This window comes from Rhodococcus cerastii (genome assembly GCF_033042195.1).
In the GTDB taxonomy this organism is placed as follows: Bacteria; Actinomycetota; Actinomycetes; order Mycobacteriales; family Mycobacteriaceae; genus Rhodococcoides.
The window spans coordinates 1-24,068 of the sequence record NZ_JAWLKF010000007.1; the positions used below are offsets into that span (position 1 = coordinate 1).

Sequence of the window (24,068 nt, forward strand, 5' to 3'; positions counted from 1 at the left end):
ACATTCTCCCAGCCGACCACACCCCACTACAGACCAACACGCAGCAACATCAACCAGGCCCAATTCGCAACAGCCCGAATCCCGCTCGCGAAGTCGAATAGTGGACGCTCAGCGCACCAGAGAAACCCGACTACCCGCGCAGGCGAGCCGCCGCAGCCTCGATGCGTTCGTCCGTGGCCGTGAGTGCGATGCGCACGTGCTGTCCACCGTTCGGTCCGTAGAACTCTCCCGGGGCAGCGAGGATGCCGCGTTCGGCGAGCCAGTCGACGGTGTCGCGGCACGGTTCGCCTCGCGTAGCCCACAGGTACAGCCCGGCCTCGGAGTGGTCGACGGTGAATCCGGCTGCTTCGACGGCTTCCTTCAATACAGTCCTGCGTGATCGGTACCGCTCGCGCTGAATGCTCTCGTGCTCGTCGTCGGCGAGTGCGGCGGTCATGGCGGCCTGGATCGGCAGCGGCACCATCATGCCGGCGTGCTTGCGTACCTCGAGCAGCTCGGCAACCAGGGATGCGTCGCCGGTGACGAAGCCGGCGCGGTAGCTGGCCAGGTTCGAGGTCTTCGAAAGCGAGTGCACCGCAAGCAGATTGGTGTGATCGCCGTCGCACACGCGCGGATCCAGCACAGAGACCGCTTCGGCTTCCCAGGTCAGACCCAAGTAGCACTCGTCCGACACGACGATGGCGTCACGCTCGCGGGCCCAGTCGACGACTTTGCGGAGATGCTCGACTCCGAGCACCTTGCCGGACGGGTTGGACGGTGAATTGACGAAGATCAGCGACGCCCGCTCGGGGCCCAAACGCGACAACCCGTCGGCCCGCAGAATTCGCGCACCCGCCAGCAGTGCCCCCACTTCGTAAGTGGGGTAAGCCAATTCGGGGATGACAACCAGGTCGTCAGCTCCCAGGCCGAGCAGCGTCGGCAGCCAGGCGATCATTTCCTTGGTGCCGATGGCCGGGAGCACCGCGTCGGGCGAGAGACCGGTGATCGAATACCGACGCTCGAGCGCGGCCACCGCGGCCTCGCGCAATGCGGCGGTACCGACCGTGGTGGGGTAACCGGGCTCGCCCGCAACGGAATTCAAGGCCGTGCGGATCACCTGCGCAACCGGATCCACCGGTGTACCCACCGACAGGTTGACGATGCCGCCCGGGTGCGCCGACGCCTTGTCCTTGGCAGCGGTCAGCGAGTCCCATGGAAAATCGGGCAGCGCCGCTGCCACCGCTCTGCGTGCCAAGGCGTCAGTTCTCGCCCATGGGAGGCAGAGCCTTGATGAACGGCGGGTCGTAGTCGGTCTTGCCGAGCTTCGCAGCGCCGCCCGGAGATCCCAGGTCGTCGAAGAAGTCGACGTTGGCACCGACGTATGCGCTCCACTGCTCGGGCACGTCGTCCTCGTAAAAAATGGCCTCGACGGGGCACACGGGCTCGCAGGCTCCGCAGTCGACGCATTCGTCGGGGTGGATGTACAGCATTCGGTTACCCTCGTAGATGCAATCCACCGGGCACTCTTCGATGCACGCTTTGTCCAGTACATCTACGCACGGTTCTGCAATCGAGTAGGTCACTGCTGCTCTCCCCTCCTGTATCGATCGTGGGCGCTCGCGCGCCCTGAGCATCCTAGTATCGCGGTCCGAACATGGGGCAAACCGACCAGGGTGGCCTCACCTGCCCCGGTTGGCTATCGCCGCAGCTGCTTTGCCGGTGAGTCTGCACCGAGCGCCGAGGCCTTCTTGTGGGCCGCGAGCCACTTGCGTCCCTGCTTGGCGGCGCGCGAGAGCGCGCCGCGCTCGCCGAAGTAGCCGGCGACGCCACCGACGACCGGGATGGCACCGAGCACGCGGTAGATGCCGCGAGGATGCGGACGCTTCTCCAACTCGCCTGCGACGTCGCGCAGCACGTTGGCGATCTGCCACATGCCGCGCAGCAGCGCGAACGGACCCGACTTGGGGGACTCTTCCTTCTTCGCCGGAGCACTGTCGGCCAGGGACGTCAGGTCGCGCTTGCACAACACCGAGCCGAGTAGCGCCACATGCGTCTCGCGGTCGGTCACCCCTGATTCGCGGGCCACGGCGACCAGCACCATCGCCTGGTTGGCGAACCCGAGCAGATCCTGGATCGGCAGGCGGTTGACCAGGATGCCGAACACGCCGGGAAACGCGACGGCAACGGTGTTGAGAGCTCCGATGCGATTGACCCACCACTGCGACCGAGCGTCACTGCCGAGCTTCTCCCAGCCTGCGGTGCCCGGGAAGTCGGTGGTGTCGAAGGCTTTCGCCAGGAAATCGATGACGTTGTCGAGGGTCGAATCATCCGCGGAGGACTCGCGGAACGTCCTGCCCTTGAGCCCTATCGGGTCGCGTGTCGCGAGGATGTCGAGCACGGGATGAATGATGGCGACGGCACTGCTCAGCACCGCGGCGACGCGACGGTCGTCCATGTCAGACAAGCTCCATTTCGAGAGTGACCCCGAGGGTCAGATCAGGCCGGCAACGGACACCGCCGGAGCCGGGCCGTACGTGGTGGTGCGCTGACGAACCGGTCGTCCGATGCCGTCGGCGATCTCGTGCAGTTCCGCAACGGTCTTCTCCGAACCGTTCTGCGAACCCGCCATGCGTGAGATCGTCTCCTCCATCAGGGTCCCGCCCAGATCGTTCGCGCCCCCGTTCAGCATCGCCTGTGTACCCGTGATTCCCAATTTCACCCATGATGTCTGAATATTGTCGATCCGGCCGTGCAGCATGATGCGGGCCAGAGCATGCACGGCGCGGTTGTCCCGGTTGGTCGGGCCGGGTCGCGAAGCCCCGGCGAGATACAGCGGCGAGGACTGGTGCACGAACGGCAGCGGCACGAACTCGGTGAACCCACCGGTCTTGTCCTGGATCTTCTTGAGCACGTTCAGGTGGCCGACCCAGTGCGACGGATTGTCGACGTGGCCGTACATCATCGTCGAGCTCGACCGCAGGCCCACCTCGTGCGCGGTGGTGATCACTTCGATCCACTCGGCCGCGGGCAGCTTGCCCTTGGTGAGTACCCAGCGGACCTCGTCGTCGAGAATTTCCGCGGCCGTTCCCGGGATCGAGTCCAGCCCGGCGGCCCGGAGCTCGGTCAGCCACTCACGGATCGACTGACCGCCCCGCGATGCCCCGTTGACGATCTCCATCGGAGAGAAGGCGTGCACGTGCATCGACGGCACCTTGGCCTTGACCGCGCGAACCAGATCGGCGTAACCCGTCACCGGCAGTTCGGGGTCGATCCCGCCCTGCATGCACACCTCGGTGGCCCCGACGACGTGAGCTTCCCACGCCCGATCGGCGACCTCGGTGGTGGACAGCGTGAATGCGTCGGCGTCGCCCTTGCGCTGAGCGAACGCGCAGAAGCGGCAGCCGGTGTAGCAGATGTTGGTGAAGTTGATGTTCCGGTTCACCACGTAGGTGACGGTGTCTCCGTTGACCTGCTTGCGCAGATCGTCGGCGAGGGCAGCGACGGCGTCCATGCCCGCGCCCTCGGCGGTCGCGAGTGCGAGGTACTGCTCGTCGGACAACCCGGCCGGGTCCTTCTCCGCAGCCGTCAACGCCGAGACCAGGTCCCGGTCCACCCGTTCGAGGCCGGCTAGATCGCGTACCTGTTCGCGGATCGAATCCCAGTCGCCGAACGCATTCGCCAGATCCGAACGCGTCTCGGTGTTACGTCCCTGGGTGTCGATCTCGGTGTTCAGGTCGACGCGGCCCGAGGACTCCCACTCCTCGTCCGGTTCCTGCCACGGCAGACCCGTCGGGTTCACGTTCTCGCGCGCCATGCCGGTCTCCGGATCGGCCAGCGCCCGCACGTGCGCCGAGATCCGCGGATCGATCCACGGAGCACCGGCGAGGACGTACTGCGGCTGCGCTGCAACACGTTCCACCAAGCGGTAGCCCGCCTTGTCGGACAGTTCCGCCAGGGTGTCGAGGTTCGGCCACGGGCGCTCGGGATTGACGTGATCGGGGGTCAGCGGCGAGACCCCGCCCCAATCGTCGACGCCTGCGCCCAGCAACGCTGCGGTCTCCTCCGCTGCCACCAGGTTCGGCGGAGCCTGGATTCGCATCGAAGGGCCGACCACCATGCGCGTCACCGCGATCGTCGCCAGGAATTCTTCGAGACCGGCGTCGGGTACGGACCGCATAGCGGTATCGGACTTGGCCAGGAAGTTCTGCACGATGATTTCCTGCACGTGCCCGAAAGACTTGTGCACCTTGCGAATTGCCATGATCGACTCGGCGCGATCACGGAGCGTCTCGCCGATTCCCACCAGGATGCCCGTCGTGAACGGAATGTTGAGCCGTCCCGCGTCGGTCAGCGTGCGCAGGCGAACCTCGGGATCCTTGTCCGGACTGCCGTAGTGCGCCTGCCCCTTCTCCTCGAACAACCGACGCGAGGTGGTCTCGAGCATCATCCCCATCGACGGGGCGACCGGCTTGAGGCGCGAGAGTTCCTGCCACGACATCACACCGGGATTGAGGTGCGGCAGCAAACCGGTCTCCTCGAGCACCCTGATCGACATGGCACGCACGTAATCCAGCGTCGAGTCGTAGCCGCGCGAGTCGAGCCACGCCTTGGCCTCGGGCCACCGCTCCTCCGGCCGGTCACCGAGAGTGAACAGAGCTTCCTTGCAGCCCAGCGCGGCACCCTTGCGCGCGACGTCGATGATCTCGTCGGGGTCCATGAACATCCCGTGCCCGGAAGCATTGAGCTTGCCCGGGACCGTGACGAATGTGCAGTAGTGGCACTTGTCGCGGCACAACCGGGTGATGGGTACGAACACCTTTCGCGAATACGACACGGTCTTCGGACGCCCGGCCGACTCGAGACCCGCATCACGAACCCGCGCAGCCGACGCCATCAGATCAACCAGATCGTCCCCACGCGCGTGCAGCAGAACCGTCGCCTCGTCGACGTTCAACGAGACTCCGTCCCGGGCACGACGCAGAACGCGGCGCATGGCAGAAGCAGCTGGAGCGGTGTCAGGCAACGAAGTCACCAGTCGATCATGCGCCTTCCTGGTACGCACGTGCCACCGCAGGGGTCGGTAGTCCTTCGCCGATCCGAACGTCGCCATTCGGTAACGACTCGGGATGCCCCAGTTCGTACGGGCAGGAAAGCGCACGCCATCGTGGGAAGCTCCTGTTCATGCGCGCTTTCGCCTGCCCGGCCTGCGGCCGACTCGCCCCTTTCGAGTCGCAAAGCTGCCCATCGTGCTCGATCCTGCTCGGCCTTCATCTCCCGTCCAGAACCTTGGTCGCGATCCCGGGCGACGAGATCGTCGTCGACGGAGTTCGCTGGCACCGTTGCGTCAATTGGTCGTGGCACTGCAACTGGCTGGTTTCCGAGGACTCCGGCAGCGGGCAGTGTGCGGCGGGCCGCCTCATTCGCCGCAGGCCCGAGAGCGACGACACGATCGCACTGGAAAAGCTGGCCGACGCATCCGCTTCCCTGCGTCAGCTTCTCTTCCAGTTGCTGGATCTGGGCCTACCCGTCGATTCGTACCGACAACGTGACGGCGGGCTCGCTTTCGACCTACTGTCTTCCCGGACCTCCGGTCAGCAGATCACCATCGGTCATGCCAACGGTGTCATCACCATCGACCTGGCGGAGTCACTCGACGCACATCGCGAGGCCCTGAGGGTGCGGCTTCGTGAACCGTATCGGACCATGCTGGGTCATCTGCGGCACGAGGTCGGCCACTACTACGAGAACATCCTCGTCGAGAACGGCCCGCTCATCGACGACTGTCGAGTGCTGTTCGGCGATGAACGCGCAAGTTACTCGGATGCGATCGCACGTCATTACAAGTTCGGTGCACCCGAGGACTGGCAGCAGAGTTTCATCTCGGAGTACGCCACGATGCATCCGTGGGAGGACTTCGCGGAATGCTTTGCGCACTACCTGCACATCACCGACACACTGGCCACAGCCGCCGAGTCCGGAGTGGTGTTGCGCGCCGACCTGGCGGCCTGGGCAATGCGAGACGATGTCGCTCCTCGAACGAGCTATCACGACGCGGACATCGACGACATCCTCGAGGACTGGCAGATCCTGTCGGGAGTGTTCAACAGGGTCAACAGGTCGATGGGCAAGGGCGACCTCTATCCATTCACCATTGCGCAACCCGTGCACGAGAAGTTGCGGTTCGTGCACCGCGTCGTCACGACCGCGGCACGAACAGACGGCTAGGTTTGCAACCGTGACAACGATGACCGATCCACAGTGGCAACCGTCTCCGCGCGCACGTCTGCTCTGGGCTCTGAGTGCCGGTCTGCTGTGGGTACCGATCTTCGTCGCCCAGATCGTGTGGGCAATCGTCGACTCCAATTGGACGACCTGGCCGCATGTGGCCGTCCTCGTCGCCTCGGTGGTGCTCGCTGTGCTGCACATCGCGATCGTGCCCCAGTGGCGGTATCGCGTGCATCGCTGGGAGATCAGCGACACCGCGGTCTACACCCGCACCGGCTGGCTGAGCCAGGAGCGACGCATCGCACCGATCTCGCGGGTACAGACCGTCGACACCGAGCGCGGACCTCTCGATCGCCTGCTGGGGTTGGCCACGGTCACGGTCACGACGGCGTCCTCTGCCGGCGCGGTGAAGATCACGGCGCTCGACCAGGAAGTCGCGGACAAGACGGTCGCGCGACTCACCGACATCGCCGGCCGTACCGTCGGAGACGCAACGTGACCGTCGGTGACCCGCAGGATCAGGCAGAACTGCTGGCCGTCGAGGAGGAGCAGCCGTGGCTGCGCCTGGACAAGCGAATGTTGTTGGTACATCCGGTGAACGAGGGCATCAAGCTCCTGCCCGTATTGCTGATCTCGTTCTTCGTCGGCAGCCAGAGCGGCAACCACTACTGGAGTCTCGGCATTCTCGTGGTCGTCGTGGTGTTCGCGATCCTGCGGTGGTTCACCACCAGTTACCGGATCGGTCCGGTGCACGTGCAACTGCGCAGCGGGGTGCTGCAGAAGAAAGTTCTGTCCATTCCGCGCAACAGGATTCGGTCGGTCGACGTGGAGGCCAACGTTCTGCACCGGGTGCTGGGGCTGTCCATCCTGCGTATCGGCACCGGCCGACAAGCAGGCAACGGCGAGGCCTTCGAGCTCAACGCACTCGACACGTCGCTGGTGCCTGCGCTTCGTGGGGATCTGCTGCAGCGGGTCTCGGGACAGATACCGACGTCCGACGGGATGCCAACGGCGGCACCGGAACCCGAAGTGGAGATCGCTCACTGGCAGTTCTCGTGGGTGCGGTTCGCACCGTTCTCCATCACCGGCATCGTCACCATCGCCGCGGCCGTCGGTGTGCTGTTCCAGTACGGACTCGGGCGAACATTGGCCGAGTCTTCGGTGGTCTCCAACAGCATCGATTCCGCAGAGCAACTGGGAATCGCGTTGTTCGTGGTCGTGGCTCTGATTGCGCTGCTGGTCGTGTCGAGCATCTTCGCGTGCATTCGTTACCTGTTGACCTACGCCAATCTGACGGTCACCGATCAGGGGCGCACGCTCCACGTCAGTCATGGACTGCTGCGAACCCGCCAGTCGACACTCGATCGCAAGCGGCTGCGCGGCACGTCACTGTCCGAACCACTGCTGCTGCGCGCGGTGAAAGGCGCCAGGCTCGACGCCATCATGACCGGCGTCAGCGCCGAGAAGAAGGAATCGTCCCTGCTGCTCCCCCAGGCCCCGCGCGCCGAAGCACTCCGCATGATGACCACGGTCCTCGGCGACGCCGGTTTGCACGGCGGTGCCGACCGCCCCCTGCTGCAGCACGGACCCGCGGCGCGGCGTCGCCGCTACACCCGGGCGGTGCTGCCGGTGTTGGTCATCGCGGCCGGCCTGGGAATCGCGCAGTACTTCGGCGCGCCCATCCCGATACTCGCTTGGATCGCGCTCGGGGTATTGTTCGTCGCCGCCTTCGGGCTCGCGCACGATCGCTTCCGTGGCCTCGGCCACGCGGTACTGCCCGGTTGGCTCATCACCCGACACGGCTCGCTCGACAGGAGTCGGCACAGCCTCGAGGCCGCAGGCATCATCGGCTGGACGGTGCGGCAGACGTTCTTCCAGCGTCGCGCCGGGGTGGCCACCATCGTCGCCGCTACTCCGGCCGGCGTAGGTCACTACGAGGTGATCGACATCCCCATCGAGAACGCGTGGGCGATGATCGACGCCGTCACCCCTGGTGCCGGAGACATCTGGCTGCACCGAACCTGACATGACGCGGCCGCAGAGCATCGAGGAGCTCGACCTCGCAGTGTCGGAATGCCGCGCCTGCCCGCGTCTGGTGCAGTGGCGCGAGCAGGTCGCGCTCGAGAAGCGAGCCGCTTTTGCGAACGAAACATATTGGGGTAGAGCGGTTCCCAGTTTCGGACCCGCCGACGCGGCCATGCTGATCGTCGGGCTCGCCCCGGCAGCGCACGGTGGCAACCGCACCGGCCGGATGTTCACCGGAGACCGAAGCGGGGACGTTCTCTATCGCGCGATGCATGCGGTCGGTTTGGCCAACCAACCCACCGCGACGCATATCGGAGACGGGTTGGCGCTCAACGGAGTTCGCATTGCGGCACCGGTGCACTGCGCTCCGCCGCAGAACAAGCCGACTCCCGCCGAGCGAGACGCATGCAGGCCCTGGCTGGACGACGAATTGCGGTTGCTGCGCCCGACGCTACGGTCGGTGCTCGTTCTCGGCGCCTTCGGCTGGCAGTCCCTGTTGCCCATACTGGCGGCCAACGGATGGGAGATACCAAGGCCTGCACCGAAGTTCGGCCATGGAGCCAAGCTCGATCTGGGGTCGATCACCGTGTTCGCCAGCTATCACGTCAGCCAGCGAAACACCTTCACCGGACTGTTGACTCCGACGATGATCGAGGACGTACTGCGGGATGCGGGTCGGCATGCACGCTTGCTGTGATCGCCTTCATCCGGAACATGAACAGCAGCACTCCTGCGGGGCCCGCTCCGGCAACGATCAGCAGCATGGTGCGCCAATCGGCGAGCAGGAGAACGTCGCCGCCGGGCCCGCCGAACATGCACAGCAGAACCGCGGCGAACCATCCGATCAAGGGTGACGCCACCCAGAGCGGCCGCTCGGCGACCTTGCGCGCCGCCAGGATCAACGCGACGTTGGCAACTCCGCCGAGCAGTGCACTGACGGGGAACTGCACCGAACCGAGGTAGGTCGGGAGAAAGAAGACCGACAGAATTCCGGACAGAAAGCCGTCGAACACCAGCACTGCGACCGTCGCCCAGGACACCAGGGCGACAGTATTGGATGCAGCTTTCGAGATCATGCGCCCAATACTGCCTTGACCCTGGTTGTTTCAGTGCGCCGGCACTCAGGAAACCGGCGGGTACCCGAGCGAGGTGAGCAGATTGCTCGCGCCCATGGCGATCTGACCCAGAACGTACTGGTACAGATCTGCCTGTGCGCCGAACTGCGGCTTGAGAGAATCGACGAACGCGACGATGGCGTCCTGCACTACCCAGTTGTACATGTGTGTTCCGCCCCTGCTGTGGTGAGATCGACCCTGTGGTCATTCAGTGATGCGAAGCACAGCCTAGTACGCCTGCGAAAAGGTCCGTCTCCCTGCCCGTCGCATCGCCGCCGGGCTCGCCCCGAACGAGCACGTACTGCTCGTCGAGCAATATCGGCTGGGCGATGTCGTTGGACAGTGCGTACTCGTTGCCCGACGGCGCGACGGTCACCTGAGTCGCATGTGCGCGCAGTGCTTCCCGCTTGGCGTCGAGCACGCCCCGAATGTCGATGCTGGTGGTGATCGTGCTTTCGGGGACGCTGGGCAGCTCACCGTCGACCGGCAGTCGCCATCCGGCCGGAAGCTCGTCGATCGCGGCGAGACCCGACTGCAGTTGATCGTGTCCGGTGACGGTCCAGTAGAACTTCGACACCTCCCACGTCGCTCCGGCATCGGGGTAGACCTCGGTTCCGCAGACCTCGACGGCCTCGGTCACCAGCGAGTGCACCTGCTGGTGATCGGGGTGGCCGTACCCGCCCTCGGGGTCGTATCCGACGACGACCTGCGGCCGGAGCTCACGTATGACCGTCACGAGCGCTCCGAGGGCCTCGTCACGGTCCGCGTTGACGAATGCGCGCGGTTTGCGAGCCGCCGACGTCCCCGCCATCCCGGAGTCCCGCCAGCGTCCGGCGCCGCCGAGAAAGCGCGGCGGGTTGCAGCCCAGGGCAGCGAGCGCGCGGTGCAATTCCAGGATCCGGTAGCCGCCGAGCTGATCAGCGCGATCGACCACCAGATCGGCCCACGTCTCACCGATCACTTCTCCCTCCTCGCCGAGCGAGCAGGTGAGCACCGTGACCTCGGCCCCGGCGCGGACGTAATGCGCGATGGTGCCGCCGGTGGTGATGGTTTCGTCGTCCGGATGCGCGTGCACCAGGAGCAACCGCTGTGGCTCCGTCATCGCCTGATCCGTCATTGCCTGCCCTGTCATCGCTGGTTACTCGCCGTTCGTTCTGTCGTCCGTATCACTGCCGGCATCGGCATCACTGCTGTCATCGGCCGAGCAGCTGCGCCAGATGCGGTAGCGATCGTGCCGTCACGTCGGGCGCAGCAAGGTAATCCGGGTAGGGCCCGCCGTCGCGATGGATCCAGGCGGTCGCCAAGCCTGCACGGTGCGCGCCGTCGATGTCCCAGGGATGAACCGCGACGAGCATGACGTCCTCCGGCTTCGCGCCGCACTGCTCGAGTGCGTAGCGGTAGGAGTCCGCGTGCGGCTTCCATCGACCGGCGGCCTCCACCGACAGCAACGACTCGAAACTCTCGCGCACTCCGGCCTTGTCCAGCAGGGTCTGTGCCACCTGGACCGAACCGTTGCTCAGAGTGATCAGCCGGATGCCGAGTGCTGCCAGGGCGGTCACTCCCTCGACGACATCGGAATGAACGTCGAGCTCCGCGAAACCACCCATGATGTGGTCCACCGCGGCGTCCAGATCCGGGTTCGAGGCGGTGTCGAACAGCAGCGTACGAAGTGAACCGGAACCGATGACGGCGAAGGGCTGGGCAGCATCCGCTGCTGCCAACGCGAATCCGTCCCGGAGCAGGCCCGCGAACCACGTCGCGAACAAGTGCGGCGGAGCGCCCACGTCGGCGAACCGTGCCGGCATCGTGGACATGTCGGACAACGTCTCGTTCACGTCGAACACGATGACGGCGGGGCGATCGATGCGAGTCACCGGGGCGTCCGCATCCACTGCGGCGCGTCGGCGAAGATCCCGACCTCGACCGGGCCGGTCAGCGAGACGCCGGTGATGCCGGGTACGGCGGCCACCACGGATGCGTCCTGCATGATCGGCAGCGTCGACGCCAGCGACCACAGCCTCGGCTCGATGTCGTTGGTGGCCACGGAGGACTCGAGACCGCTCACCAGTGCCCTGTCGATCGTCGGTTGCAGTTCCGGAACACACAGGCCGGACAGATTTCGCGGTATCTCGACGCCGTCGCCGCCGCTGTCGGCCGGCTCGTCGACGCAACCGAACCGGGAGGCGAGGGCCGTGGCGGGGTCGACTCCCGCGCTGGTCCATCCGACCACCGCATCGACGGTTCCGTCTATCAACGCCGTCGAGTACAGCTCGTCGGCGGGAAGTGGGGTCACGGTCGCATCGATGCCTGCGCCGACGAGTTCGTCTGCGGCCGTTCCGGCGACCGCGAGCGCGATGTCGTCGTTCTCGACGGCACCGATCACGAACCGCAACGCTGTGCCGGTCGGGTCCGCAAGCTTGGTGACACTCGGGCCCGGAGCGCTCGTGGAGGTCGGGTCGGGACTCGTCGTCGGAGCGGCGGTGGTCGGTGCGCTCGGGTTCGGGGTCGATGTGACCACGGCATCGGGTGTCGGTACGAACCCGGCCCGTTCGAGCAGTTGGAGAGCAGCTGTTCTGCCGATGGGGGCCGGTGCCGTCGCGGTGTATCCGGGGTCGGACGGCGAGGACAGCTGCGCTGCAGCCCGGCGATCCGTCGCGCCACCGCCGGCTCCGACCGTCGCCAGTAGATCGGGGTCGAGTAGACCCAATATCCCCTGTCGCACAACCGAATTCGACATGTTCGGCGCTCGCCCGTTGACCGTCATCGACAGCACGCGGGATTGTCGGATGGTGTCGGTCCGCACGCCGGGAATCGCCGAGAGTTGGGCTCGCAGGGCCGAGTCGCCACGAACCTGGGCGATCTGAGCGTCACTGGACCGCAGTGAATCGGCCAGCTGCGCGGAGGTGCCCCCGCGGCGGATCAGGATCTGGTCGGGTGATGCGGGCTCGCCCCAGAATCGGTCGTTGCGTTCGAGCAGAATCTCGTCCCGACCCCGGTCGACGGTCTTGATGTTGAACCGAGAACCGGAGACCGGCACATTGTCCGTCAGGCCGCCTTGAAAACCGCCGGGTGAGTCCTTGAGCAGATGCGAGGGCACCAGATCGGCGAACAGTCGCTGCCAGGCCGGGTACGGCGACGAGAGCGTCACGTCGACCGTCTTGCCACCGCCCGAGGATGCGACGTCGTCGATCAAGGCGTACCCCGCCGGATCGACGACACCGGGTTGAGTGGTCATCTGCTGCCACAGGTAGCGGAAATCCTCGGCGGCGATCGGCGCGCTGTCGGACCACTGGGCTTCGTTGCGCAGCTGATAGCGAATGGTGAACGGCGATTGCGACGTCACCTCGGCCGAGATCAACAACGACAGGTCCGGTTCCCAGGTCGTCACCCCGGTGTCCGGGTCGCGCGAGGGACGGAACGGGCTGGGCAGTACCAGTGAACCGACCGCGGCAGTGGCAGGCGACTGATCTGCCAGAAGATGGGGGTTGAAGCCGATGCCGACATCGTCGATGGCGACGACGACCGGGTCACCGGTCTTCGCCGGCACCATCGTGGTGCTGACCGTGGTCTCGATGCTCTCGATCGGGGGCGGGGGATCCGCAGTGCACGCGGTGAGTACCAAAGCGATGGCAGAAACCAGAACCGTCGGCATCAGCACCTTGCGCAACGAGGATCTCCTTCGTAGTCGGCTACCTTGTGCGACAGAAGCGACGCGCCCCACAAGGGTGACACGTCGCTTCTGCCGCACGAAGTGAGTCTTACAGAGCAGCCTTGTCGCGGGTCTTGCTCCGCGAACGCTCACGAGCGCGCTCGTTGGAATCGAGGTGCACCTTGCGGACGCGGACGACCTCGGGGGTCACCTCGACGCACTCGTCGCCTGCACAGAACTCCATGGCCATTTCCAGGTCCAGCTTCTTGGGCTTGGCCAGGGTCTCCATGACGTCTGCGGAGGACTGACGCATGTTGGTCAGCTTCTTCTCGCGGGTGACGTTGATGTCGAGGTCTTCCTGACGCGGGTTGATGCCCACGACCATGCCCTCGTAGGTGTCTGCGCCCGGCTCGACGAAGAACGTGCCGCGATCGGCCAGCTGGATCATCGCGAACGGAGTGACGGTGCCGTGACGGTCCGACACGAGCGAGCCGGTGTGGCGCGCGCGGATCTCACCGGCCCACGGTGCGTACCCGTGGAAGACGGCGTTGGCGATACCGGTACCGCGAGTGTCCGTGAGGAACTCGGTGCGGAAACCGATCAGGCCACGCGAAGGAACGATGAATTCCATGCGAACCCAGCCTGCGCCGTGGTTCGTCATCTGGACCATCTTGCCCTTGCGTGCGGCGAGCAGCTGAGTGACGGCACCGAGGTACTCCTCCGGTGTGTCGACCATGAGCTCTTCGAAGGGCTCGTGCAGTTTGCCGTCGACCGTCTGGGTGACCACCTGGGGCTTGCCGACGGTGAGCTCGAAGCCCTCACGACGCATCTGCTCGACGAGGATGGCGAGTGCGAGCTCGCCACGACCCTGGACCTCCCAGGCATCGGGGCGACCGATGTCGAGGACCTTGAGCGAGACGTTACCGATGAGCTCCTGGTCCAGACGGCTCTTGACCATGCGCGAGGTCAGCTTGTGGCCGCTGACGCGTCCGACGAGCGGGCTCGTGTTGGTGCCGATGGTGACCGAGATGGCCGGCTGGTCGACGGTGATGCGCGGCAGGGCAACCGGGTTCTCGAGGTCGGCGAGGGTGTCGCCGATCATGATGTCCGGGAAGCCTGCGACGGCGACGATGTCTCCTGCAACACCCTTCTCGCCGGGCACGCGCTCGACGCCGATGGTGTTGAGCAGCTCGGTGATCTTGGCCTTCTGGACGACGGGCTCGCCGTCGACCTCACGCATCCAGCTCACGGTCTGGCCCTTGGAGAGCTGTCCGTTGTGGATACGGACCAGGGCGAGACGGCCGAGGAAGGCCGACGCGTCGAGGTTGGTGACGTGCGCTTGCAGCGGAGCGTCGACGTTGCCCTTGGGCGCGGGGACGTAGCTGAGCAGAACCTCGAAGAGCTCGTCGAGGTTCTCGGCGTCGGGGGCGTGGCCGTTCTCGGGCTGAACCTTCGATGCCTTGCCTTCACGGCCGGAGGCGTAGAGAACCGGAAGGTCCAGCGCCAGCTCGGCAGCTTCGGATGCCTCGTCGTCCAGGTCGGACGCGAGGTCGAGGAGCAGATCGTGGCTCTCCGAGACGACCTCTTCGATACGCGCGTCGGGACGGTCGGTCTTGTTCACGACCAGGATCACCGGCAGCGAGGCGGCGAGCGCCTTGCGGAGCACGAAGCGGGTCTGCGGAAGCGGGCCCTCGGATGCGTCGACGAGGAGGACGACACCGTCGACCATGGACAGGCCGCGCTCGACCTCTCCGCCGAAGTCGGCGTGGCCGGGGGTGTCGATCACGTTGATGACGGTGATGGTGCCGTCGGCGTTGCGCTTGTGGACGGCCGTGTTCTTGGCCAGGATCGTGATGCCTTTTTCTTTTTCGAGGTCACCCGAGTCCATGACGCGGTCGATCGCTTCGGCACGTTCCTCGAACGCGCCGGACTGTCGAAGCATGGCGTCGACCAGGGTGGTCTTGCCGTGGTCGACGTGTGCAACGATGGCGACGTTGCGGAAAGTGGTGGTGCTGTCGATGTTGTCTGCACTGCTTGGGGCGCTCACGCGAAAAATTCTCCTGGAGTCGAATGCGGGCTCTTGTTCGCTAGCGGGCTTATGTCGCTAGAGAAGCGCGCTGCACCGCGAGGTTCTCGCGACTGATCGAGTTTACCCGTAGTCCGGCAGTGCCCCGCGCCACCCTCAGGTCTGTGACCTGCGCCACCCATTAGTCTTGGTGCTCATGGGCAAGATAAAGGCCGCAGATGTCTCGGGGATGAAGCCCAAGAAAAAATGCTGCCGCAAGAAGGTTCGTTGCATCAAATGCCCCGTCGTGATCATGCGAATGAAGAAGCTGGAATCCGCGGGCGCGACCAAGAAAGACCTCAAGAAAGGTCTGAAGACCGCTCGGGCGAAGTGAGCAGAATGTCCTGCAACTCGGGCATCCAGAGTCGGTCGGCATCGACCAGATCCATCGTCGGCAAGGTTTCTGCGTCCACCCACCGTAGAGCCGAATGTTCAAGTGCTGCAGGAACTCCCGAGATGAGGCAGGCCCGGTAGGCGCGGAGCACGAGACCGCCGGGCAGGTCGACGTCGCCGGTGAGCGCCGCGCCGATCGAGCACTCCACTCCCAGTTCCTCACGCAGCTCGCGCACCAGGGCCGCGTCCTCCGACTCCCCCGGCTCCACCTTGCCGCCGGGCAGTTCCCACCGGCCGGCCAGCTCGGGCGGACGAGTTCGTTGGGCGAGCAGCAGCCTGCCCTGGAGCGTCAATGCGGCTGCGACAACCACAGCGGCGGGGGTACCGGACATGCCACCATCTTTCTATGACCGAACTGCTGACCGACCGTGACATCGAGGACGCCCGACTCGCCGAATGGACCGTGGACGGGAAATCGCTGACGCGCACCGTCGAACTGGAGTCGTTTCCAGCGGCGATCGACGCAGTGAACCGAGTGGCCGAGGCCGCGGAGGCGGCGGACCATCACCCCGACATCGACATCAGGTGGCGGACGCTCTCGTTCACGCTCTCGACCCACTCCGCCGGCGGGCTCACACAGAAGGATGTGGATCTGGCGCGTCGGATCGATGCCCTGATTGCGACTTGATGCGTCCCGCGTAGACGACCCAGCCGAGGAACAGGGCCGCTCCGACGACATCCACGGCACCGGCCCACGCCTCGAGGCCGGGACGGGGAATGGTCCAGATCGATTCCTGGAAGAAACTGAGCAGCCACGGCACCCCCACGGTGACCGTCACCAACCAGTAGCCCGCGACGATCTTCGACCCGGCGACGTCGCGTAGCGGCCCGTGCACCAGCCAGATCACCATCGGGATCACCCAGATCCAGTGATGCGACCACGAGATGGGCGAGATCAGCAGACCGAGGAGCTGCACGATCACCACCGTGCCCAGGTGGTCCTCGCGTCCGATCGCCCGCCATGCCGCGATCGCAAGTCCTGTCGCGACTACGGCGGCGGCGATCCACACCGGCCCCTGCCCGACGTCCTCCCCCGCGATCCGGCTGAGCGCGCCACGCAGGGACTGATTCCAGACCGAGCCGACGGGGCCGATTCGGTCGGCATCGCCGAGCAGCGTGGTGAAGTAGGTGGCCGCCTGGTGTCCGAGCGCCGCGTAGCTGACCGCGACGGTGAGAGCGAAGGCCACTGCCGAGAACGCCGCTGCCTTCCACCGCCGAGTGGCCAGAAAGTACAGGCCGGTGATGGCCGGGGTCAGCTTGATTCCGGCAGCGAACCCGACCAGCCCGCCTGCCACCCACCACCTGCTGCTGCGTACCGCGACAATCGCCAGCAGCACCAGGAACACGTTGACCTGGCCGTAGTCCAGGGTCGTTCGAACGGGTTCGAACCACAGACCCAGCGCGGTCCACAGCATCGCGATCCGCACCCAGCGCGGCTCGGCGGCACGCTCGTCGCCGAGAACCATCGACAGCGTCAGCTTCACCACGGCGAACAGCGCGATCATGGTCGCGGCCTGCCAGAGCACTCCGACCAGCGTGAACGGCAGATAGTGCAGCGGAAAGAACACGAGCGCGGCGAAAGGCGGGTACGTGAACGGGAGCGGGAAGTCCGGGGTCTGCACCGAGTACGTGTAGTCGTACAGATTGCCGCCGAGAAGTGTCGCGGAGCCGTCGACGTAGACGTGGAGGTCCACGAGGTTCATTCCGTTGGGCGTCGCGAAGGCCCAGACGAATCGGCTGATCACCGAGACCGCGAGCAGAACGGGGGCCAGCCGAACAAGTCGGTTCACTGTGCGTGCGGTTCCGTTCGGTATCGATGCCGTGTATCGATCGTCGAGCTTATAGGGCTCAGCTCACGCGCCCCAACCACCGATGCACCCGAGTAACATTTGCATCACCTTTCACACTGACAACTTCAGTAACAGGTTATCGTGTGCGTCTGCGGAGAATTCGCAGCGTGTGACCAATAGACTGCCCTGGCATAGATGCGACGGGGGAGGGCTCGATCGACAACAGCTGTACATCGGGGATTGCGCTACATAGAGTGACCCCTCGAGCACCGGCTGTCGCCGTGGGCCCGCGTCATGATCAGAATGGGGAATATCACCGTGCTTCGTACCCGCGGAACGCGTCGCGTAGTTACAGCTTTCGCCGTAGCCGCAGCCGCCGCACTAGTCGTGCCGACCAGCGCATCCGCACAGCCGTTGGTGCCGATGGCACCGGCAGATCTGCCCGCAGCACCGGCCGATCCCGCTGCTCTGATCGCTCAGTTCCTTCCCGCCCCCGGTGAGCCGATGCCCAACCTGGCCGAGGTGGAGGCACTCGCCTCGTTCGCACCGGCCATCGTCGGTGCCGCAGCCGGACCTGCCGACGTGGGAGCCGCCCCGGCCGCCGACCTGCTCGGTCAGGCCCGCGCGCTGCTCGAGACGGCGCAGCTGCCGGACCAGGTCAAGTCCCTGCTCGAACGGGTCATCACGTTCCTGGACGGCTCCGGCGGCGGCGGACCGGAACTGCCGTCCGACGGACCCGTCATCGCCCAGTTCCTGTACCCGACGCTCGGCGTGGGATGCATCTCCGACACCGCCGATTCCGTCGGAACCGCCTTGGCCGTACCCGGCCCAGCCACCCTGCCGCCTCCCGGACCCGGCGCAGGCCAGGCCGGCTTCGTCTTCACTGCTCTCGGCACCGCCCCGATCGCCGCCGAGCAGGCAGCTCCCCTGACGGTGACCTGGCTCAACATCGACAACCGTCGCTCGGGCACCCAGGATCTCACCGGCGCATCCATGATCAACACCGACGGTCCGGCGACGCTGTCCGCGATCGCCGACACCGGACCCGGACGCGTTCTCTCGGTCGTCTCCGGTTCGATCACCACGCAGTCGAAGGAAGACCCGGCGGCAGCACCGCGCAGCTGCACCTTCCTGCCCACCATCGGTACGGTCTACGTCCCGTAGCTCGTATCTGCACTACTGACGCAGTTCGCCCCCGGCTTCCGTGAGAAGCCGGGGGCGAACTGTTTGTGGGGTGAATTCGGAAAGAATGTGCACGGGTTCTCCGAATGCCGTGCTGCATTCGGAGATTGTCGGATGAATTACATCGTTGGTATTTCAGAGAATGTCAGCGGCAGATTTCGACCACTGCCCGTAATCGGCCTTCAGAATATTGTTGATGTCGACTTTGACTCCGCCTACGAAATCCTTGTCGATTCGGATCTGATGAATGTGCGCGTCGGGATGAACGAAGCCCTTCGGCGTTCCCCAATTGTGCTGCCAATACCACCGGCCGAGGGCGGCGACCGAGGCCAATTCGATGGTCGGTGAATTGGCGTAGATTCCCGTGTTCTCGGCTCCGATCACCGATTGCCAGCCCAGGATGTACGGCGCGATCAGGGTTGCGAACTCCACTGCGGTGGGGTTGTCGTCGATCGACGCGTAGATCGGGCGGTCTGCCGGACCTCCGGCGGCGAGGTGGAGCTCGAGGCCTCGCTCTGCGTGCTTCACGCCCGCTGCGTACCCGCCACGCCAGTCGGACGTGGTCCCCTTGCCGAATTGATAGTTCGAGACCACTTCCAGGCCTGCGGATGTCAAGGCATCGGCCTCGGACTTGCGCATCGGCTTCCCGATCATCCAGTTCGCATCCGGTCGCCGATCGGAAACGTAGCGGACAGCTCCGAGGTGACCGGCATTCTTGATCGCGGATGCCGATGGCACCCCACCCGAATAGTCGACGAGTGTGCCGAGCCCAGCGTCGGCGTGCGCGGTCGCAGAGCCCAACGCAACCAATCCGACGGCGGCCGCGGACCCCGCGGCGGCGTACTTGAACAGTTCACGTCGCGAAACCTGCACAAAAATCTCCATCGTCGTTCGATCGCGGCGGCGCGCCTACCCGAGAAATCGCACAACCACTGCTATCTTCCATCGTTTGTCGTATCCCACCACAATCCCATCGGTACCGCCAGCCCCACTGCTCACACCCACCCCGTTCCCCTCCAGCTTCACACGAGCACCTCGCGCACCCAGATAACGAACATGAATATGGTGGAGGGGACGACGCACGGACGAACGCGCTGAGGAGTGGATGGACATGGGCGTAACGCTTGCCAAGGGTGGAAATGTCTCGCTGACCAAAGAAGCACCTAATCTGACGGCTGTGAGCGTGGGACTCGGCTGGGATGTCCGCGCCACCACCGGCGGTGACTTCGATCTCGACGCCAGCGCCATCGGACTTCGCACCACGAAGAAGGCACTGAGCGACAGCTACTTCGTCTTCTACAACAACCTGCGCTCCCCCGACGGTGCCATCGAGCACACCGGCGACAACCGGACCGGCGAGGGCGAAGGTGACGACGAGAGCATCGATGTCGACCTGGCTGCCCTGACCCCGGAAGTGGACTCCATCGTCTTCCCCGTGTCCATTCACAACGCCGACGCCCTGGGCCAGAACTTCGGTCAGGTCGTCAACGCCTTCATTCGCGTGGTCGACAAGTCCGATGGGCGCGAACTCGCCCGTTTCGACCTCAGCGAAGACGCCTCAACCGAAACCGCGATGGTGTTCGGCGAGCTGTACCGACGCGGGGCCGAATGGAAATTTCGCGCCATCGGCCAGGGCTACGCCTCGGGGCTGGAGGGAATCGTGCGCGACTTCGGCATCGACGTGGGGTGACGGCAGTCACACCCCGGCTCGTTGGGACCGTCTCGATTGAACAACGGAATCTTTCTGAGCTTGTGACGTCGAGATGATGTGTGGTGATATCAGCGCAACCGCAACATAAGCCACATCAGTCACAGGAGTCACACATGTCTCGTCGCCTCAGCCGTCTGGCGGGCGCGCTCGCGCTCTCCTGCGCGGCATTGCTCGCTGTTCCCGCCACTGCCGCAGCGGATCCGGCACCGGCCGATCCGCTGGCGCAGGCGATCGCCGCACTGCAGGGACAGGGTGGTGCCTCGCTCGACGCCGCGACCGCGATCGCCGACTCACGCACCCCGGTCGCCGAGGATGCGAACGTCGATCCCTTCGCCGCACTGAACGCAGCCAACAAAGCCCTCACCGACTTCGGCATCACGCCGTTCTTCTACCCCACCGCAGCCATCAACTGCTCCGCAACGGCGAGCTCGCCCCTCGGCATCGTTCCCGGTGTCGCAGGCGGAGCGGCAGGACCGTGGCCGCAGCTGACCGCGCCCGCCATCCCCACGTTGCCGTTCCTGCCGTCCATCCAGATTCCCGAGCTCAATGCAGTCGACAAGGGCGAGACGATGTTCGCGTTCGTCCCGGCCGGAATCGTGAACGATTCCGAGAACAAGACCGGGATGCAGGTCGCCTGGTTCAACGTCAACACCCTGCAGGGCGGATTCGCCGACTTCGGCGGCCTGGCAACCACTCTCGCCGATTCGATCCTCACCAATTCCGGTGTGCCCGACGCCGCGAAGGACATCGTTCGGCCGTTCGTCATCGGAGCGATCGACTCGCTGCCTGCCGCCGGTGCCCGCGCCGTACCCGTCGAAACCGGATCGGGAACCGTTCTGGCCGCGGTGTTCGGCACGGTGAACCACAAGGCCCTTGACGGTTCGGACAAGAGCTGCTTCTTCTTCCCCACAGTCGGCATGATCAACGTCGCCTAGTAGGTAAGCAAGACCACGAAGGGCCCTGCAGCGCTCTGCTGCAGGGCCCTTCGTCTATGCCCTGACGATTCGACCCAGCCGTCCCAGGACCGCCTGCATCTCGGTGTGTTGCGAGCGCGCCGCCCAGGGGCGTTGCCTGTTTCGTCCCCGCATCTGCATCGCGGCCCCGGTCACGAGGTCACCGTTGGGGGCGAAATGCACGCGGACTATCTCGTTGAGTGAACGGCCCAAACCGAAACCCGCAACGCCACTGCAGAATCCGTAGGGAAACAGCGGTGCATCGGGTTCGTTGTACTTACCGCCGACGAACACCGGGCTGCTGGTACGGAAGTCGCGGCACTGCGCGATGAAGCCGTGGAAGGCACGCCCCTTCTCGCGTCCGTAGTATGCGATGCCCACCCGCCCGGACCCGGTGGCGGTGATCGCGCCGAAGCGGGCGTCGCGCACTCCCGGTGCCGACACCACCACCGGCCTCGACCAATTCACCGCGCCGTCCGAGGACCAGGCAGCATGCAGCAATCCGTCGCGGTCCGGCCACACCGCGTACACGTTTCCGTCGTCGTCGACGGCCATCGACTCCGGCAGCAGATAGCGCGAACCGAGCAGCAGAAAATGCACTGCGTTGTGGTACTTCGCCAGCGCCGATCCCGGGACCATCCGTACGTCCCACGTCAGGCCCTCGTCGCGACTGACCGCCACAGCGAACCGTCGACCGTAGCGGCCACCGATGTAGACGGTGCCGTCCGGACCGACGACACCCTTACCGAACGCGACGTACTCCCGACTCGGCAATCCGGGGATGTTCTTCGAATCGATGTCGAAACCACCGGCTACCTCCCACTTCACCCCGCCGTCGAAGGACCGCCAGATGACCTGACGGGTGACGTTGATCAGTGGCCTCACACGTACTGCGAACGGCGTGGGCGCGGACAGGTACGTAACCCTTCCGGTCCGTGAATTGCTCGGACCGGCAAAGACTTTGGCATCCATCCTGGCTTTCGATGCCACTGTGCGCGTGCGCCAGGTTTCGCCCCGATCGTCACTGACTCCCAGGGTGAAGCCCGTTCGCAACTGATGGGGCGGTACCGCGTCGAATCGTCCGGCGTGGAGAAACAGACGCTCGTCGACGTCGTCGAAATACAGATACGGACGATTCCGACTCTGTTGCACGCCCTCGGGAACCGATGCGCGCCATGACTTTCCGAAATCGGACGAGCGCAGTACCCCGATGCCGTCTACGGTGAACGCGGGCGCGACGAACACGGTGTTGTCCGCCGCGACCCCGAGGGTGCAGGCGGCGGAGCCGTACTCGGTGTAGGAGATGTCGGTGACGAAGTCGGCCGATGCGGCGGCATTGGTCGAGGAACGCAGTCCAGCCCGATAACCCGAGGCAACTCTGGGCGTCACGACACCCGCCGTTGGGTGCCGCCGCGGCGTCGCGGCCACAGTGCTGGTCGATGCATTGGATCAGGCTAGCGCCCATGATGCCGGTAGACCTCCAGGCAATCGAAGAAGTCCTCGGCCCATCCTGGTGACAGTTCACAGAATGGGACCGGCCAGTCTGTGGATTTCCGGTTCACGCAGGGACGCATAGGCTCGACGAGTGCCCCGCGTTCGAGCCGCCCACAGCCGCCCCGGATCGACCCGCCTGCATCCGACCGACGCGCGTGCGTACTGGATGGCATCGAAGATTCCGAGTGACCAGTTTCTGCTGTACTGCTTCGCCAGCGAATCGGGAGACCTCGATTCCGAGGTGGCCCGATTGCACGAGCGCAGCAGCCGCATCGAGGTCCTGAGTCGACGCATCAGCGACGTCGCGTGCGGCCTCGACTATCCCCGTTGGACCGAGGCGGGCCCGCGCTCCGACGCGATCTCCGTGCACCGAAAAACGAGCACGTGGTCGGAGTGCCTCGATGCGATCGCCGCATCGTTCGCACGTCAGGTCGACCCCCGAGTGTCCGTGTGGCACCTGCACCTGTATCCGAACATCGTCGACGCTCCCGGCGGCACGGCCCTCGTTGCTGTGCTGCAGCTTTCGCACGCGGCGGCCGACGGAACACTGGCCGCTCGCACTGCTCGAGAGCTGTTCGGCACGCATCCGCTCCCGCCTGCCTGCGTCCGAGCAGAGCCTCGCGCGGTGTTCGAGTCGGCATCCACAATCGTTGCCGCCGCAACTCTTCCGCTTCGACTGGCGCAGATGGTTCGCGGCGGTGTCCGCGCCCGACGCGACGCGCTGAGCCTCGGGCGAGGTACCGATTCGGGCGACATTCCCCCGCCCGCACATTCGCGCGCTCCGACCGCCCTCGACGTGCCGCCCACCGGCCGGACGTCGGTGCGGACCATCGTGCTTCCGAAAACCGAGCTGCAGTCCGGCGGGACCACCGTCACCACGTTCGTGCTGACTGCAGTATCCGTTGCACTGCAACGGCTTCTCGGCGACGGTCCGGATCTGGCCGCCGAGGTCACCGTCGCCAGGGATGAGCGAGCCGCCGCGCGAAACAATTTCGGCAACGTCGGCGTCGGACTGTTTCCCGCCGAACCGGACATCCGTACTCGCAGTCAGCTCGTCGCCGCCGATCTGGCTGCGCGCCGAGCTCGCGCGAATCATCCGCTGTCGCAGGCAGCCCGCGCATCACAGGACGACGTCGAAGCACACGTGCCCGCGTTTCTGGCCGAATGGGGCGTCGCACAGTTCGATCCGACCGCAGCCCCTCCGATGGTCACCGGGAACACCGTCGTGTCCAGTGTTTCGCGCGGTGCTGCAGACCTGACGCTCGGCGGCGGCCGCGTCCGATTCACCGCAGGTTTTCCGGCCCTGTCCCCCGCCATGAGCCTGACCCACGGAGTCCACGGCATCGGCGATACCGTCACCATCGGAATCACGTCGAACAGCGCAGCCGTACCCGACCCGGATCTGTACGAGGCACTCCTTCGCGACGCCCTCGACAAGGTCCGCACTGCTCTGACCTGACCGGGACCGAACTGCCAGACAGTTCTCA

24 protein-coding genes are annotated in these 24,068 nt (G+C 65.4%); 10 read left to right on the top strand and 14 right to left on the bottom strand.

The features are described from left to right. Positions 1 to 130: 130 nt before the first annotated feature. From dapC to R3P93_RS14040, 4 genes are all read right to left on the bottom strand, one after another. Complete coding sequence (gene dapC, locus R3P93_RS14025) at positions 131 to 1,234, bottom strand: succinyldiaminopimelate transaminase (protein ID WP_317533276.1); 1,104 nt, start codon at positions 1,232 to 1,234, stop codon at positions 131 to 133. Between the two features lie 4 nt (positions 1,235 to 1,238). Next, positions 1,239 to 1,562, bottom strand: coding sequence for a ferredoxin (gene fdxA / locus R3P93_RS14030; RefSeq protein WP_008714223.1), 324 nt, complete (start codon positions 1,560 to 1,562; stop codon positions 1,239 to 1,241). Between the two features lie 113 nt (positions 1,563 to 1,675). After that, on the bottom strand, positions 1,676 to 2,434 hold the full coding sequence (locus R3P93_RS14035) for a hypothetical protein (protein WP_317533277.1): 759 nt from the start codon (positions 2,432 to 2,434) through the stop codon (positions 1,676 to 1,678). Positions 2,435 to 2,470: 36 nt separating this feature from the next. Further along, positions 2,471 to 5,089 carry a bifunctional FO biosynthesis protein CofGH gene (locus tag R3P93_RS14040; protein ID WP_394855305.1) on the bottom strand — a complete coding sequence of 873 codons (2,619 nt, stop codon included), beginning with the start codon at positions 5,087 to 5,089 and terminating at the stop codon, positions 2,471 to 2,473. A 71-nt stretch (positions 5,090 to 5,160) separates the two neighbouring features. Here R3P93_RS14040 and R3P93_RS14045 point away from each other — a divergent pair, with 71 nt between their 5' ends. From R3P93_RS14045 to R3P93_RS14060, 4 genes are all read left to right on the top strand, one after another. Beyond that, positions 5,161 to 6,204, top strand: a complete 1,044-nt coding sequence (locus R3P93_RS14045) for a zinc-binding metallopeptidase family protein (protein ID WP_300518120.1) — start codon at positions 5,161 to 5,163, stop codon at positions 6,202 to 6,204. 19 nt (positions 6,205 to 6,223) lie between these two features. Then, positions 6,224 to 6,703 carry a PH domain-containing protein gene (locus R3P93_RS14050; protein ID WP_068052988.1) on the top strand — a complete coding sequence of 160 codons (480 nt, stop codon included), beginning with the start codon at positions 6,224 to 6,226 and terminating at the stop codon, positions 6,701 to 6,703. 77 nt (positions 6,704 to 6,780) lie between these two features. Next, positions 6,781 to 8,229 (top strand): PH domain-containing protein, encoded by a 1,449-nt coding sequence (locus R3P93_RS14055; RefSeq protein ID WP_300518207.1) that lies wholly within the window; start codon positions 6,781 to 6,783, stop codon positions 8,227 to 8,229. Position 8,230: 1 nt separating this feature from the next. Further along, positions 8,231 to 8,926 carry a uracil-DNA glycosylase gene (locus R3P93_RS14060; protein WP_068052983.1) on the top strand — a complete coding sequence of 232 codons (696 nt, stop codon included), beginning with the start codon at positions 8,231 to 8,233 and terminating at the stop codon, positions 8,924 to 8,926. Here R3P93_RS14060 and R3P93_RS14065 read toward each other — a convergent pair. From R3P93_RS14065 to typA, 6 genes are all read right to left on the bottom strand, one after another. Further along, entirely contained in the window at positions 8,853 to 9,305 is a 453-nt protein-coding gene (locus R3P93_RS14065; RefSeq protein WP_068052980.1) for a hypothetical protein, read from the bottom strand. The genes R3P93_RS14060 and R3P93_RS14065 overlap by 74 nt on opposite strands. A gap of 45 nt (positions 9,306 to 9,350) precedes the next feature. Continuing rightward, positions 9,351 to 9,509, bottom strand: a complete 159-nt coding sequence (locus R3P93_RS14070) for a hypothetical protein (protein WP_008714214.1) — start codon at positions 9,507 to 9,509, stop codon at positions 9,351 to 9,353. 43 nt (positions 9,510 to 9,552) lie between these two features. Continuing rightward, positions 9,553 to 10,446 (bottom strand): N-acetyl-1-D-myo-inositol-2-amino-2-deoxy-alpha-D-glucopyranoside deacetylase, encoded by an 894-nt coding sequence (gene mshB, locus R3P93_RS14075; RefSeq protein WP_317533278.1) that lies wholly within the window; start codon positions 10,444 to 10,446, stop codon positions 9,553 to 9,555. A 91-nt stretch (positions 10,447 to 10,537) separates the two neighbouring features. Then, positions 10,538 to 11,218 (bottom strand): haloacid dehalogenase type II, encoded by a 681-nt coding sequence (locus tag R3P93_RS14080; RefSeq protein WP_317533279.1) that lies wholly within the window; start codon positions 11,216 to 11,218, stop codon positions 10,538 to 10,540. After that, on the bottom strand, positions 11,215 to 12,996 hold the full coding sequence (locus R3P93_RS14085) for an ABC transporter family substrate-binding protein (protein ID WP_317533367.1): 1,782 nt from the start codon (positions 12,994 to 12,996) through the stop codon (positions 11,215 to 11,217). Before R3P93_RS14085 ends, R3P93_RS14080 begins: the two co-directional genes overlap by 4 nt. 106 nt (positions 12,997 to 13,102) lie before the next feature. Beyond that, a complete protein-coding gene (gene typA, locus R3P93_RS14090) occupies positions 13,103 to 15,040 on the bottom strand; it encodes a translational GTPase TypA (RefSeq protein ID WP_068052974.1) in 1,938 nt (645 codons plus the stop codon). 175 nt (positions 15,041 to 15,215) lie between these two features. On the opposite strand from typA, the gene R3P93_RS14095 reads away from it, so the two are divergent. Next, complete coding sequence (locus R3P93_RS14095) at positions 15,216 to 15,392, top strand: hypothetical protein (RefSeq protein WP_094609726.1); 177 nt, start codon at positions 15,216 to 15,218, stop codon at positions 15,390 to 15,392. Here R3P93_RS14095 and R3P93_RS14100 read toward each other — a convergent pair. After that, on the bottom strand, positions 15,358 to 15,783 hold the full coding sequence (locus tag R3P93_RS14100; protein ID WP_300518092.1) for a (deoxy)nucleoside triphosphate pyrophosphohydrolase: 426 nt from the start codon (positions 15,781 to 15,783) through the stop codon (positions 15,358 to 15,360). The two genes, R3P93_RS14095 and R3P93_RS14100, sit on opposite strands and share 35 nt — an antisense overlap. A 14-nt stretch (positions 15,784 to 15,797) precedes the next feature. Here R3P93_RS14100 and R3P93_RS14105 point away from each other — a divergent pair, with 14 nt between their 5' ends. Further along, positions 15,798 to 16,079 carry a 4a-hydroxytetrahydrobiopterin dehydratase gene (locus tag R3P93_RS14105; RefSeq protein WP_300518089.1) on the top strand — a complete coding sequence of 94 codons (282 nt, stop codon included), beginning with the start codon at positions 15,798 to 15,800 and terminating at the stop codon, positions 16,077 to 16,079. Here R3P93_RS14105 and R3P93_RS14110 read toward each other — a convergent pair. Next, a complete protein-coding gene (locus R3P93_RS14110) occupies positions 16,024 to 17,241 on the bottom strand; it encodes a mannosyltransferase (RefSeq protein WP_300518086.1) in 1,218 nt (405 codons plus the stop codon). The genes R3P93_RS14105 and R3P93_RS14110 overlap by 56 nt on opposite strands. A gap of 303 nt (positions 17,242 to 17,544) precedes the next feature. Here R3P93_RS14110 and R3P93_RS14115 point away from each other — a divergent pair, with 303 nt between their 5' ends. Further along, positions 17,545 to 18,405 carry an Rv1157c family protein gene (locus tag R3P93_RS14115; RefSeq protein WP_068052996.1) on the top strand — a complete coding sequence of 287 codons (861 nt, stop codon included), beginning with the start codon at positions 17,545 to 17,547 and terminating at the stop codon, positions 18,403 to 18,405. Positions 18,406 to 18,558: 153 nt separating this feature from the next. Here the strand turns inward: R3P93_RS14115 and R3P93_RS14120 are convergent, their stop codons facing one another. Beyond that, on the bottom strand, positions 18,559 to 19,308 hold the full coding sequence (locus tag R3P93_RS14120) for a DUF1906 domain-containing protein (RefSeq protein WP_317533280.1): 750 nt from the start codon (positions 19,306 to 19,308) through the stop codon (positions 18,559 to 18,561). 226 nt (positions 19,309 to 19,534) lie between these two features. Between R3P93_RS14120 and R3P93_RS14125 the strand changes: the two genes are divergently transcribed. Together R3P93_RS14125 and R3P93_RS14130 are read left to right on the top strand one after the other, a co-directional pair. Further along, positions 19,535 to 20,113 carry a TerD family protein gene (locus R3P93_RS14125; protein WP_068052993.1) on the top strand — a complete coding sequence of 193 codons (579 nt, stop codon included), beginning with the start codon at positions 19,535 to 19,537 and terminating at the stop codon, positions 20,111 to 20,113. 134 nt (positions 20,114 to 20,247) lie between these two features. Further along, positions 20,248 to 21,069 (top strand): hypothetical protein, encoded by an 822-nt coding sequence (locus R3P93_RS14130; RefSeq protein WP_149407578.1) that lies wholly within the window; start codon positions 20,248 to 20,250, stop codon positions 21,067 to 21,069. 54 nt (positions 21,070 to 21,123) lie between these two features. Here the strand turns inward: R3P93_RS14130 and R3P93_RS14135 are convergent, their stop codons facing one another. Further along, positions 21,124 to 22,476, bottom strand: a complete 1,353-nt coding sequence (locus R3P93_RS14135) for a sialidase family protein (RefSeq protein WP_317533281.1) — start codon at positions 22,474 to 22,476, stop codon at positions 21,124 to 21,126. 196 nt (positions 22,477 to 22,672) lie between these two features. On the opposite strand from R3P93_RS14135, the gene R3P93_RS14140 reads away from it, so the two are divergent. Next, the gene (locus R3P93_RS14140) at positions 22,673 to 24,040 is read left to right on the top strand and encodes a WS/DGAT domain-containing protein (protein WP_317533282.1); all 1,368 of its coding nucleotides are present in this window, start codon (positions 22,673 to 22,675) and stop codon (positions 24,038 to 24,040) included. Positions 24,041 to 24,068: the final 28 nt, after the last annotated feature.

Excerpts from the sequence above, each read along its gene's own strand:
- R3P93_RS14035 (WP_317533277.1), bottom strand. The coding sequence starts at position 2,434 with ATGGACGACCGTCGCGTCGCCGCGGTGCTGAGCAGTGCCGTCGCCATC.
- R3P93_RS14040 (WP_394855305.1), bottom strand. The coding sequence starts at position 5,089 with ATGGCGACGTTCGGATCGGCGAAGGACTACCGACCCCTGCGGTGGCAC.
- R3P93_RS14045 (WP_300518120.1), top strand. The coding sequence starts at position 5,161 with ATGCGCGCTTTCGCCTGCCCGGCCTGCGGCCGACTCGCCCCTTTCGAG.
- R3P93_RS14050 (WP_068052988.1), top strand. The coding sequence starts at position 6,224 with ATGACCGATCCACAGTGGCAACCGTCTCCGCGCGCACGTCTGCTCTGG.
- R3P93_RS14055 (WP_300518207.1), top strand. The coding sequence starts at position 6,781 with ATGTTGTTGGTACATCCGGTGAACGAGGGCATCAAGCTCCTGCCCGTA.
- R3P93_RS14060 (WP_068052983.1), top strand. The coding sequence starts at position 8,231 with ATGACGCGGCCGCAGAGCATCGAGGAGCTCGACCTCGCAGTGTCGGAA.
- R3P93_RS14065 (WP_068052980.1), bottom strand. The coding sequence starts at position 9,305 with ATGATCTCGAAAGCTGCATCCAATACTGTCGCCCTGGTGTCCTGGGCG.
- R3P93_RS14070 (WP_008714214.1), bottom strand. The coding sequence starts at position 9,509 with ATGTACAACTGGGTAGTGCAGGACGCCATCGTCGCGTTCGTCGATTCT.
- mshB (WP_317533278.1), bottom strand. The coding sequence starts at position 10,446 with ATGACGGAGCCACAGCGGTTGCTCCTGGTGCACGCGCATCCGGACGAC.
- R3P93_RS14085 (WP_317533367.1), bottom strand. The coding sequence starts at position 12,996 with ATGCCGACGGTTCTGGTTTCTGCCATCGCTTTGGTACTCACCGCGTGC.
- R3P93_RS14095 (WP_094609726.1), top strand. The coding sequence starts at position 15,216 with ATGGGCAAGATAAAGGCCGCAGATGTCTCGGGGATGAAGCCCAAGAAA.
- R3P93_RS14100 (WP_300518092.1), bottom strand. The coding sequence starts at position 15,783 with ATGTCCGGTACCCCCGCCGCTGTGGTTGTCGCAGCCGCATTGACGCTC.
- R3P93_RS14105 (WP_300518089.1), top strand. The coding sequence starts at position 15,798 with ATGACCGAACTGCTGACCGACCGTGACATCGAGGACGCCCGACTCGCC.
- R3P93_RS14115 (WP_068052996.1), top strand. The coding sequence starts at position 17,545 with ATGGGGAATATCACCGTGCTTCGTACCCGCGGAACGCGTCGCGTAGTT.
- R3P93_RS14120 (WP_317533280.1), bottom strand. The coding sequence starts at position 19,308 with ATGGAGATTTTTGTGCAGGTTTCGCGACGTGAACTGTTCAAGTACGCC.
- R3P93_RS14125 (WP_068052993.1), top strand. The coding sequence starts at position 19,535 with ATGGGCGTAACGCTTGCCAAGGGTGGAAATGTCTCGCTGACCAAAGAA.
- R3P93_RS14130 (WP_149407578.1), top strand. The coding sequence starts at position 20,248 with ATGTCTCGTCGCCTCAGCCGTCTGGCGGGCGCGCTCGCGCTCTCCTGC.